This window comes from Pseudomonas fitomaticsae (genome assembly GCF_021018765.1).
In the GTDB taxonomy this organism is placed as follows: Bacteria; Pseudomonadota; Gammaproteobacteria; order Pseudomonadales; family Pseudomonadaceae; genus Aquipseudomonas; species Aquipseudomonas fitomaticsae.
Genome location: NZ_CP075567.1, coordinates 5,417,147 through 5,429,300, shown reverse-complemented (window position 1 = coordinate 5,429,300; position 12,154 = coordinate 5,417,147). Strand labels below are relative to the sequence as shown.

8 protein-coding genes are annotated in these 12,154 nt (G+C 61.1%); 5 read left to right on the top strand and 3 right to left on the bottom strand.

What is annotated here, in order from left to right; genetic code table 11:
* Positions 1-5 precede the first annotated feature (5 nt).
* Entirely contained in the window at positions 6-3,149 is a 3,144-nt protein-coding gene (locus KJY40_RS24475) for a transglycosylase domain-containing protein (RefSeq protein WP_230733281.1), read from the bottom strand.
* Between the two features lie 498 nt (positions 3,150-3,647).
* Here KJY40_RS24475 and KJY40_RS24470 point away from each other — a divergent pair, with 498 nt between their 5' ends.
* The 3 genes from KJY40_RS24470 to KJY40_RS24460 all read left to right on the top strand — a co-directional run bounded on the left by KJY40_RS24470 (position 3,648) and on the right by KJY40_RS24460 (position 7,229).
* On the top strand, positions 3,648-5,069 hold the full coding sequence (locus tag KJY40_RS24470; protein ID WP_230733279.1) for an amino acid permease: 1,422 nt from the start codon (positions 3,648-3,650) through the stop codon (positions 5,067-5,069).
* 171 nt (positions 5,070-5,240) lie between these two features.
* Complete coding sequence (locus KJY40_RS24465; RefSeq protein WP_230733277.1) at positions 5,241-6,746, top strand: glucosyltransferase domain-containing protein; 1,506 nt, start codon at positions 5,241-5,243, stop codon at positions 6,744-6,746.
* Positions 6,747-6,830: 84 nt separating this feature from the next.
* A complete protein-coding gene (locus KJY40_RS24460; protein WP_321576980.1) occupies positions 6,831-7,229 on the top strand; it encodes a GtrA family protein in 399 nt (132 codons plus the stop codon).
* Between the two features lie 37 nt (positions 7,230-7,266).
* Here KJY40_RS24460 and KJY40_RS24455 read toward each other — a convergent pair whose 3' ends face one another.
* Both KJY40_RS24455 and KJY40_RS24450 read right to left on the bottom strand, forming a co-directional pair.
* Positions 7,267-8,886, bottom strand: a complete 1,620-nt coding sequence (locus KJY40_RS24455; RefSeq protein ID WP_064383868.1) for an FMN-binding glutamate synthase family protein — start codon at positions 8,884-8,886, stop codon at positions 7,267-7,269.
* A 36-nt stretch (positions 8,887-8,922) separates the two neighbouring features.
* Entirely contained in the window at positions 8,923-9,723 is an 801-nt protein-coding gene (locus KJY40_RS24450; RefSeq protein ID WP_011335770.1) for a helix-turn-helix transcriptional regulator, read from the bottom strand.
* 125 nt (positions 9,724-9,848) lie between these two features.
* Here KJY40_RS24450 and KJY40_RS24445 point away from each other — a divergent pair, with 125 nt between their 5' ends.
* The gene (locus KJY40_RS24445) at positions 9,849-10,664 is read left to right on the top strand and encodes a carbon-nitrogen hydrolase family protein (RefSeq protein WP_230733275.1); all 816 of its coding nucleotides are present in this window, start codon (positions 9,849-9,851) and stop codon (positions 10,662-10,664) included.
* Between the two features lie 162 nt (positions 10,665-10,826).
* On the top strand, positions 10,827-12,152 hold the full coding sequence (locus KJY40_RS24440; protein WP_230733273.1) for an APC family permease: 1,326 nt from the start codon (positions 10,827-10,829) through the stop codon (positions 12,150-12,152).
* Positions 12,153-12,154: the final 2 nt, after the last annotated feature.

Here is a 12,154-nt window from a genome sequence, read left to right as displayed (position 1 = left end):
CAACTTCAATCGGGATTAAGCGATGGCAGGCTCACCAGTGCCACTTGAGGCGCTTGCGGTGGTCGACATTGCGAATCACTGCCCGGTTGCAGATACGGCATCAGAATCGGCGCCATACCTTTGAGCACCTGCACCGGCAGGGCAGAAGTGAACTTGAAGTTCTCCGCCGAACGCCCCGGCACGAACGCGGTGAGCGTGCCGAAATGGTGGTCGCCGATGTAGAACACGAAGGTCGCCGTGCGGTTGATCGATTTCGAGCTGAGAATCCGCCCGCCGGAGCCGATCGCCTCGATCCGGTTGTCGCCGGTGCCGGTTTTGCCACCCATGGTCAGCGGTGTTCCATCGTTCAGTTTGAAACTGCCGGAAACACGTTTGGCCGTTCCCGAGTCCACCACTTGTGACAGCGCTTCACGCATTGCCGTGGCGACTTCGGACGGCATCACCCGTTTGCCGACGTGCGGGTCATTGACCAGTTTGGTTTCGTAAGGCGTGCCGGCGGCAAAGTGCAGGCTGTCGATGCGCAGGGTCGGCATGCGTACACCATCGTTGAGGATCGTACCGATCAACTCGGCCAGTGCGGCCGGGCGGTCGCCGGAACTGCCGATGGCGGTGGCCAGCGACGGTACCAGGTGATCGAACGGATAGCCGACTTTCTGCCAGCGCTGATGGATGTCGAGGAACGCTTCGATCTCCAGCATCGTGCGGATCCGGCTGTCCCGGGCGCCCTTGTGCTTGCTCTTGAACAGCCAGCTGTAGACTTCCTGACGTTCGAACTGGCTGGCCTTGACGATGTCCTTGAACGTCGCGTCCGGGTGGTTGAGCAGGTAGCCGATCATCCACAGGTCCAGCGGGTGAACCTTGGCGATGAAACCCTGATCCGGCAGGTCGTAGGTGCCGGGGCCGTAGGCCAGGTAGAGCCGTTCCAGACGTTCGTCGGTGAGTTTTTCGGTGATCTTTACGCCCTTGAGGTGCGAGCGCACAAAGGTGTTGAAGTCTTCCTGGCTGGCGTTGGGCAGCAGGTAACGGTGCACGGCGGCCATGCGGATCGGGGTCGGGCGCATGCTGTCGAGGAAGGTGTCGAGCCGGGCCTGGGTGTCCTTGTTCCGGTACTTCTTCCAGAACTTGAGCAGGAACGAGGTGCCTTCGCGGTCGGCGAACGAGGCGAGGTATTCCTGACGGCGCGGGTCGCGGTCGTCCTTGAGCAGTTCGGCGCTGTTGTTGGGACCGGAGTAGGTGGTGTAGCGCACCAGATCGCGCATCAGGCGAATGAACGGCAGGTTGATCGACTCACGCAGGGCATCGCGCAGGGTCGGCATGCGGCCGTTGTCTTCCTTGCGAAAGTTATGGAACACATGCAAGCCGCCACCGGTGAAGAACGCCTCGCCGGGGCTGGCTGAATATTTGCGGTCGAGGGCGGCGCCGAGCATTTTCGACAGGTCGTGATCCTTGTTCTGGATCAGGTAATCGATCGCCCACTGGCTCAGACGATCCTGATCCGGCACGTCGACTTTCTTCAGTTCCGGCACGGTCATGGCGCCGTACTTGTCATGCAGCTCCGCGATGATTTGCAGGTAGGTGGTCAGCACCCGCATCTTCGCCGTGGAGCCCAGTTCCAGTTTGCTGCCCTCGTTGATGTCGAACGGCTGATCGGTACTGTCGGTCTGCACCCGCACGCGCGAACCGTCCGGAGTCAGCTCGAACAGGGTGAAGCTGTAGCGCACCTGAGTGGTACTGGTGGGCGTCAGCAGGCGTTCGCCCATCAGGCCGACTTCGGTCGCATAGGCCGGGTCGGCCAGTTTTTTCAGGTAGGCGGTGGCCTGGGTTTGCAGCTCGCCTTGCAAGGTGCTGGTGGCGGACAGGTCGAGACGGTCGAGGTCGTACAGCGGACGGTTGAGCATCGACGCCAGCCGGCTGCGAGCGACACTGATGCCTTTGTTGGTTTCGATCGGCTGGATGGTCGGCTGGGTCTGCCAGTCGCGATAGCTGATGGTGCTGGCCAGCGCGGCATCGGCCAGGGCGGCGTCGATCACGCCGTTCTGTTTGAGCAGGCGCAAGTGGCTGTTGGTCAGTTCGACCAGCTCTTCGCGGCCCTTGGTCAGGTAATGCGAAGGGCGGCGCTGGGCGATCATCAGCGAGAGCATTTCGCGCAGGGCCAGGCCTTTTTCCGCCATGGTCTTCGGATCGGTTTCGGTACTCGCGAGCTTGCGGTTGGCCTCGTTGAAGTCGGCGCCATACCAGACCCGCAAACCCTCGGCCATGCCGTGCACTTCGCCATGCCCCGGCACCGCCGACAGCGGCACGCTGTTGAGGTAATCACGAATGATGTTCTGCCGCGCCGGCAAGGTGTCCGGACCGCCCTGATAGGCGCGCACGCTGGCGGAAATCATCTGGCGGATCTTCTCCGCGCCGGACACCGTCAGCCCGTCGGGTGAGTGGCGGTATTTCTCAAGTTGCGTGGCCAGAGTACTGCCACCGGCCGACTGCCCCGGCAAGTGCAGCAACTTGGCGACCTGCGACCACGCGGCCATGCCGAAGCGCGGCCAGTCCACCGCCGGGTTGGCCAGCGGTTGCTTTGGATCGAGCAGAAAGCGGTTTTCGATGAACAGCAGGCTGCTGACCACCACCGGCGGAATCGAATCGAAACTCGCGTACAGCTGTTGCGGATAGTTGTACTGATACAGCGGCGCGGCGCGGCAATCGGTGATCGACAGCCCGGCCTGGATTTTTTCGGAGTAGGGCACGAACAGGCCCTTGTCGGTGTAGTTGAGCAGGGCCGGGGAGAAGCGCGTCTGCTCGGTGATCACGTAGTTGCGCTTGATCAGCCGTGGCAGGAACTCGTCGAGCGAGCTGTAGCCCAGACGCAGATCGAACGGCCCGTTGCCCGGATAGCGGATCGCTTCGCTGGGCCCCGGTTGCAATTCGTATTTGAGTTTGGCGGCGTACTGGCTGACCTCGCGGGACTGAAAACGCGAGGTGCGCATTTCCTTCATCGCAGCCAGGCCCACGACAATCGCGATGATCACCAACAGGAGCCAGAAAGCCTTCCACCCATGCCGGTTACGGCGGGGTTTCTCAGGTACAGGCGCTTCATCCACACGTTCAGTCGGAACCACTTTTTCACTCGAATCGGTTTGCCACAAAGCGCCCATAGTCGATTGATCCATTCACGCAGATTGATCGGACTTGACTGAAGCTTAGTCGGTGGTTGGCGCGGGTGAAAAAATTGTGAAGGCGTGACCCTGAACAAATCTGCAAAGCCTGCTGCAGCCCACCGGCAAGTGATCGCAAGCCTGAAAGGGCCGGAACAGAGAGGTCTTGAGGCCGCTGCGACTTTGGTCGCGGCATGACGTTGCACCATTGCTGTGCAATACTCGGCGCCCATTTGCGCAGTGAATAATCCTTGAAATGCAGGATGGTTTGTCTCGTAAACCTTGTATTTGACGAGGTTTACGTCTGAATCAGAAGCCTTATAGAGTGAAAAAACCTGTCGCAAGCTTTTTATACTGCACGCCCCGCTGATCCCGCAGGTTGTTTCTGCGGGACGGTTCTGCCCACGAAGCAGGGCCGGTCTTACCCAGGCGCCGGCTTATCGGCCGACGCCTGAACACTCGGTGGTCACATCCAATAACAAGACGAGGAAGTCCCCCATGCCAGTCGGCAATCACCCGCCCCATGGCGAAACCGCTCAAGGCGGTCCGCTCAAACGCGAACTCGGTGAACGGCATATTCGCCTGATGGCGCTCGGCGCCTGCATCGGTGTCGGTCTGTTTCTCGGTTCGGCCAAGGCCATCGAAATGGCCGGCCCGGCGATCATGCTGTCTTACATCATCGGCGGTCTGGCGATCCTGGTGATCATGCGCGCCCTCGGCGAAATGGCCGTGCACAACCCGGTGGCCGGCTCCTTCAGTCGCTATGCACAGGATTACCTCGGCCCGCTGGCGGGCTTTCTGACCGGTTGGAACTACTGGTTCCTGTGGCTGGTGACCTGCGTCGCCGAAATCACGGCGGTGGCGGTGTACATGGGCATCTGGTTCCCCGATGTCCCGCGCTGGATCTGGGCGCTGGCGGCGCTGGTCAGCATGGGCTCGATCAATCTGATCGCGGTGAAGGCCTTCGGTGAATTCGAGTTCTGGTTCGCCCTGATCAAGATCGTCACCATCATTGCGATGGTCATTGGCGGTGTCGGCATCATCGCTTTCGGTTTCGGCAACGATGGTGTGGCGTTGGGGATTTCCAACCTGTGGGCCCACGGCGGCTTCATGCCCAACGGTGTGACGGGCGTGTTGATGTCGCTGCAGATGGTGATGTTCGCCTACCTCGGCGTGGAAATGATCGGCCTGACCGCCGGTGAAGCAAAGAACCCGCAGAAGACCATCCCGAATGCGATCGGCTCGGTGTTCTGGCGGATCCTGCTGTTCTACGTCGGCGCGCTGTTCGTGATCCTGTCGATCTATCCGTGGAACGAAATCGGCACCCAGGGCAGCCCGTTCGTGATGACCTTCGAACGTCTGGGCATCAAGACCGCCGCCGGCATCATCAATTTCGTGGTGATCACCGCCGCGCTGTCGTCGTGCAACGGCGGCATCTTCAGCACCGGGCGCATGCTCTACAGCCTGGCGCAGAACGGTCAGGCGCCGGCCGGATTCGCTCGCACCTCGAGCAACGGCGTACCGCGTCGCGCATTGCTGCTGTCGATCTTCGCGCTGCTGCTGGGCGTGCTGCTCAACTATCTGGTTCCGGAAAAAGTCTTCGTCTGGGTAACTTCGATCGCCACCTTCGGCGCGATCTGGACCTGGGTGATGATCCTGCTGGCCCAGCTGAAATTCCGCAAAGGCCTGAGCGCCAGCGAACGTGCGGGCCTCAAGTACAAGATGTGGCTGTTCCCGGTCAGCTCCTATCTGGCGCTGGCGTTCCTGGTGCTGGTGGTCGGCCTGATGGCGTACTTCCCGGACACCCGCGTGGCGCTGTATGTGGGCCCGGCGTTCCTGGTGCTGCTGACCGTGTTGTTCTACGTGTTCAAGCTGCAACCGAGCGATGCGTCCCAGGGCGCGGTGCGTTCGGCTTCGTAATACGTTATTGCAGAAACTCGAAAGCCCCGGTCGAAAGTCCGGGGCTTTTTCATGGATGAGTGGTTGATGCCGCTGGTCTGAAAGCGCCGCAAAAAACGACTTCTGATCCAGAGTCATGTTCGAAGGTTTAGCTACGTTGTTTCCAGTGCAGCCGTGAACAGAGGCGCAGGTATGAGGATCAGCGATTTTCTCGTACGAGAACTCGGCCACCGTCAGGTCGTGCTGTTCTTCCTGCTCGCCACGCTGCTGTACATCCTGCCGCTGATCCTCGCCGACTTCCCCTACATCGACGACAACTGGCGCACCCTCGCTGCCGGCAATGCCTGGGCCGGGCAGGGGCGGTTGTTCATGGACTGGCTGTATCAGGCGCTGACCTTCACTGGCGCTGCGCCGAACATTTTTCCATTGCCGCTGTTACTCGCCACGGTGGCCATGTCGTTGGCTCTCACCCGGCTGACCTTCCACTATTTTCCCGAACCGACCCTGGCCTGTTGTCTGGTGCCGTTGCCGCTCTGGTACAACCCGTTCCTGTTGCAGAACCTTTCCTATCAATACGACGGGCCGGGCATGGCGTTGAGTCTGGTCGCGGTGATTTACGCGATCACTTTTTGCGGCGCTTCACGCATTCAGCGATGGCTGGTGCCATCGGTATTGCTGGCGCTGGCGATCGGGCTGTATCAGATCAGCCTCAATGTGTTTCTCGGGCTGTGCTGCCTGGAATTATTGCGCAATGTTCATCGGCGAGTGCCGTGGGATGAACTTTGGCGGCGGTCGGGCTGGCGGCTGGCGCAGTTGCTATTGGCGGTGTTGATTTACAGCGGCACGGCTCTTCCGTTCACTGACCACGGACGCCTGCAATTGCTGAATGCGAGCGCTGATCCGTTGCTGCAGATCGGCATCAATATCGGTCGGGTGATCGAGAATTTTGCGCTGCTGTTTCACGGCGGCTACACGGCGGTTTTTGTTGTGTTGGTGCTGTGTGCCGTGTTCGGTGCAGTGCAGTTGATGCGGCAGATTCACGAGCGCAAAGCGTCACGCACTCAGGGGTTGCTCCTGAGTTTCAGCTGCGTGCTGGCGTTGCCGGTGATTGTGCTGCTGGTGCCGGGCATGACGTTGTTGTTTCGCGATTTCAACGAAGGTGCGCGCACCCTGATGGGGTTCGGTGTGCTGCTGATGTTGCTGTTCTATCTGGCCTGGTTGGGGTTGATGCCGCTGCATCAACGGTTGCCTTGGGTGTTGGCGATCCCGCTTCTGGCCACGCTGTCGCTGTCCTTCGCTTATGGCCGGGTGCTGACGATGGAGAAAACCTTCGCCAGCAATGCGCTCTACAGCCTGAGCCACGACATTTCATCCCATCGCGAACTGCGCGACGCCAAACGGATTTACCTGTCAGTGACTTACTCCGACCGCTGGATTGCGGGTGCAGAGGGCACGTTCAAACAACTGCCGGTGCTGCGCTACCTGCTGAACATCAACTATTTCATGCTTGCCGAAAACCTGCCCTCGGCCGGCATCACCAACGTGGTCGCCGAGCGCGAACGGCGCAACGCGACCCATGTCGGTCTGATGGGCTATCCACCCTTGGTGGACAGCCTCTATTACCGGCTCTACCTGATCGGTGATTACGGTTTCATCGTGATGAAAGAACCGCCCCATGGCCGGCTGTTGCAGTGGTAACCGTTGGTCGAAAAACATCGCCGACCTGTAATTTCTGACAGTAGACCCCGTCCGCGCCTTGCCCTAGCGTGAAAGCCCCGGCCGTTGCCGCGACAGCAAGGATTGACGATGAGGATTTTGTGGAAAGGATTTCCCGCCCAAACGGCAATCGGCCTCGCCGCAACGCTGGTCCACTGGCAGGTTTTTTTCGTACTGACCAGCGCGGCTCAGCTCGACCAGGCGGCCAGCAACTTTGCTGCGTTTTGCATCGCTGCATCCTTCGCGTTTTACATGAATGCGCTGTACACGTTCGAGACCGGCACGTCGGTGCTGGCGTACCTGATGTTTATCGGCGTGATGGGGGCGTTGAGCTACGGCACAGGCGTGATCGCCGATGCACGGAATCTTCCGGGACTGATCACGGTTTCCGGGTTTTCGCTGCTGGATCTGTTGCTGGGGTACTGCTTTTTCCGGTTTGTGTTGTTTCGCGAACCTCGTACCTGAAGGCGCCGGCCTGATAAGGCTGGCGCCTTGGTCATGCCTAGGCCGCCGCGATTTCCTGCGGCTCGAAACTGTCCGCCCGCGCCATCTGCCACATCCGCGAATAGAACTCGCCGTTCACCTCTCCGGTGAGCAATTCCCCCGGTTTCAGGAACACATGCAGCTGCGAGAACAGTTTGATTTCAGTGGCCGACATGCGCCGCACCAAATGCTTGGCCGACAGTTGCGACGGATGGTCGAGGCCAGCGGCGGCGAGCATTTCCGCCAGGGCCTTGAGCGTATTGCGGTGGAAGTTGTAGACCCGCTGGGCCTTGTCCGGCACCACCAGTGCGCGCTGGCGCAGGGTGTCCTGGGTGGCGACGCCGGTCGGGCATTTGTTGGTGTGGCAGCTTTGCGACTGGATGCAGCCGATGGCGAACATGAAACCGCGCGCCGAGTTGGCCCAGTCGGCGCCGATGGCCAGCACGCTGGCGATGTCGAAGGCACTGACGATCTTGCCGCTGGCGCCGAGCTTGATCTTGTCCCGCAGATTCAGGCCGACCAGGGTGTTGTGCACGAACAGCAGACCTTCGCGCATCGGCACGCCGATGTGGTCGGTGAACTCCACCGGTGCGGCGCCGGTGCCGCCTTCCTTGCCGTCGACCACGATGAAGTCCGGCAGGATGCCGGTTTCCAGCATGGCCTTGGCGATGCCCATGAACTCCCACGGATGGCCGAGGCAGAACTTGAAGCCCACCGGTTTGCCGCCGGACAGTTCACGCAGTTGCTGGATGAAATGCATCATCTCGATCGGCGTGGAGAACGCGCTGTGTCGCGACGGCGAGATGCAGTCTTCGCCCATCAGGATGCCACGGGTGTCGGCGATTTCCTGGGTGACCTTGTGCTTGGGCAGAATCCCGCCGTGGCCGGGTTTGGCACCCTGGCTCATCTTGATTTCAATCATTCGCACTTGCGGCGTTTGTGCCTGGGCGGCGAAGCGTTCCGGGTCGAAGCGGCCGTCGCTGGTGCGGCAGCCGAAGTAGCCGCTGCCCAGTTCCCAGGTCAGGTCGCCGCCGTGTTCGCGGTGATAGGGGCTGATGCTGCCTTCACCGGTGTCGTGGGCGAAGTTGCCGAGTTTGGCGCCCTGGTTCAGCGCGCGGATCGCGTTGGCGCTGAGGGAGCCAAAACTCATGGCCGAGATGTTGAACACCGACGCCGAGTACGGCTGGGTGCACTGCGGGCCACCGACGGTGACGCGGAAACTGCTCGGGTCGCTCAACGGCGCCGGGCGCATCGAGTGGCCGATGAATTCGAAGCCGGATTGATAGACGTCGATCAGGGTGCCGAACGGTTTGTCGGCGGTTTCGTTCTTGGCCCGCGAGTACACCAGCGAACGCTGGGCGCGGGAGAAGGGCAGGGCATCGCTGTCGGACTCCAGCAGGTACTGGCGGATTTCCGGGCGAATACCCTCGACCAGATAGCGGATGTTGCCGAGGATCGGATAGTTGCGGCGCACCGCGTGCGGGCTCTGCATCAGGTCGAACAGACCGATCAGGCTCAATACGCCGGTGACGGCGGTGATCGGCCACAGCCAGTCGTGTTCGAGAAAGGGCAGGCTGGCGAGGGTGAAAATCACGCAGACGGCAAAGAAGGCGTAGCGGCTCAGGAGTGACAGGCTCATACGGTTTCCTTGGTTCGGACGGTTTTTTTGCGGCAGTCAGGCGTTCTGCGCCTGCAGAAAGATCGAAAACAGCTCCGACTGGGATTTGATCCCCAGCTTGCTGTACATGTGTTTCTTATGGACTTTCACGGTTTCAACAGAGATTTCCAGCTTACGGGCGATTTCTTTACTGGAGCAACCGCTGAGCATCAGGCGCCCGACGTCCAGTTCCCGGGCGGTCAATTGCGCGCCCTTGAGCTGCTGCACCGACGCTTCGAGCTGCACCCGCCAGTCCGGTTGCGCAGGCGCCGGGGCCAGGGCCACGGTTTCGTTGATTTCATAGGGCAGGCGCTGGCGCAACAGGCCGAGCACCCACGGCTGGATCAGTGACAGCAGGGCAATCTGCTCGCCGGTAAAGCGCTGCTGGCTGCCCAGCGACAGACACAACGTGCGGTCGCCTTCGAGCTGGCAATTGAACTGGATTTCGTCGGCCACCACATTCAGACGAAAGTATCGCTGGTAATACTCGGTCAGTTCGAAGTGCTCCGGCGCGACCTCCGACAGGCGATACAACCCGGTGCGCGACTGCTCGCGGCAGGCGATGTAGAACGGGTCGAGCAGGTACAGACCGCGCAGATAATCCTGAAACAACTGGTCGGGACTGCCGTCCGCGCCGGGGCATTCGGCGAACACCTGCGGGTGGCGGTCGGCGCTGAACAGCAGCGCCACCCAGCTATCGAACGGCACGTACTGGTCGAGCAGACGCACCAGTTGCGCCCAGAAATTCGGCTTGTCGAGGGCGTCGATCAACTGCCCGACGGCGCGGTGCCAGGTGATGTCGTCAAACGAAAGAGTCATGCCTCTACCCCTATCGGGTTACCCCGGCCGCGTAATTCCCTGGCCGGTCGAATGCGAAGCATACTGGCCCACAGACAGCCGCCGGGCAATCTTTCGGCGCCCGGCGCTCATAACAAGGACTCCCCATGAAAGTCGAACTCGCCCAACTGGCGGGCCGTGACAAAGACACGGCGTACAACCTCGAACGCGCCCTCGCGGCGATTGCGGCCTGCGCCGCCGACACGCAATTGATCGTGTTCCCCGAGACCCACCTGATGGGCTTCCCGACCGCCGACACCGTGGCGCAGATCGCCGAGCCGGTAGACGGCCCGACCGTCAGCGCCGTGCAGGCTGCCGCGCGAGAACGCAACCTCGCCGTAGTGATCGGCATGGCCGAGAACGACAACGGCCGCTTCTACAACACCACGCTGCTGATTACCCCCGAAGGCATCGCTCTGAAATACCGCAAGACCCACCTCTGGGCCTCGGATCGCGGTGTGTTCGAGGCCGGTGACCGTTATGCCACTTACCTGTGGAACGGCGTGCGGGTCGGCCTGCTGATCTGCTACGACATCGAATTCCCGGAATCGGCCCGGGCCCTGGCGCAACTGGGGGCGGAGTTGCTGATCGTGACCAACGGCAACATGGACCCGTACGGCCCGACCCACCGCACCGCGATCATGGCCCGGGCTCAGGAAAACCAGGCGTTTGCGCTGATGGTCAACCGTGTGGAAGCCGGGGATGACGGGTTGATGTTTGCTGGCGGCAGTGCGCTGGTGGATCCGCTGGGCACGGTGCTGTTCGAGGCCGGGCGTGAGGAAGGGCGATTCAGTGTCGAGCTGGATTTCGCTCAGCTGGAACTGGCGCGCAAGGATTATCGGTATCTGGATGATCAGCGGTTGAGGTTGCCGGGGGAGGTGGTTGAACACGCCTCGGGAGTACGTGAGCTGCTGATCCCTTGACCCGTTGTACCCGATCGTTCCCACGCGGACGGTTCGACGCCTTGACGTGGGAACGATCACACGCACCTTTAAGCCTTACCCAAAAACAACAACGCAACACCCGAAACATTCGCCGAACTCGGCCTCTGCCATAAATCCAATAAAATCCGGAGTAAGTCGCCCATGGCTCGTTTGCAACGCACCCTTTCGCTAGGGTCGGTGGTGCTGTTCGGCATCGCCTACATGACGCCGATCATTGTCCTCGGCACGTTCGGCATCCTCGCTCAGTCCACCGCCGGCATGGTGCCCGCCGCGTATCTGGCGGCACTGGTGGCAATGTTTTTCACCGCCATGAGTTACGGGCGCATGGCCGCCGCATTCCCGGTGGCCGGCTCGGCCTACAGCTACGTGCGCAAGGCCATCAGCCCGAAGCTCGGCTTCATCGCCGGTTGGGCGGTGCTGCTCGACTATCTGTTTCTGCCGATGGCGATCTGGCTGATCGGCGCTGCGTATCTGGCCTCGGCGTTCCCGGCGATCCCGCAGTGGATCTGGGTACTGGCGTTCATCGGCATCACCAGCGCGATCAACATCATCGGTCTGAAACTGGCCAACGGCATCAACGCCTTGCTGATGCTGGTGCAGTTTCTGGTGCTGATCGCCTTCGTCGCGCTGTGCGTGCATTACGTTGGCGGCGATGCCAGCACGCCGTTGTGGTCGATCAAACCGTTCTTCAACGGCGACATGCAGATGCCGCTGATCATGAGCGGCGCCGCCATCGCCTGCTATTCGTTCCTCGGCTTCGATGCGGTCAGCACCTTGACCGAAGAAACCCGTGATCCGCGCCGCACCATCCCTCGGGCGATCATGTTGATCACCTTGATCGGCGGGTTGATTTTCGTCGGCGTGTCGTACTTCGTGCAGATCGCCCATCCATCGTTCCAGTTCGACAGCGTCGACTCGGCGGCCTACGAAATTGCACGCAACATCGGCGGCGATCTGTTCGTGTCGATCTTCCTGATCGGCCTGATCGTCGGCCAGTTCGCCTCGGGCCTTTCCGCCCAGGCCAGCGGCTCGCGGTTGTTGTTTGCGATGGGCCGTGACGGTGTGCTGCCCAAGTCGTTTTTCGGCACCTTGCACGAGCGCTTCGGCACACCGGTCAACAGCATCCTGCTCTGCGCCGTGGTGGCCTTGCTGGCGCTGAAGCTCGACGTGACCACCTCGACCTCGTTCATCAACTTCGGCGCGTTTCTGGCGTTCAGCCTGGTCAATCTGTCGGTGATTTTTCACTACTGGATCGGCGGCGAGAAAAAAGGCCTGCGCGAGTTGGTCCTGTTCCTGATCTTCCCGTTCATCGGCCTGGCGGCGGACTTGTGGCTGATGGTCAGCCTCGATCACCTGGCGGTGTATCTGGGCCTGAGCTGGCTGGCGATTGGCGTGGTGTACCTGGCGGTGCTTACGGGTGGTTTCCGTCGCCAGCCGCCGGAGATGGATTTCCAGGAAGCCGCCTGACG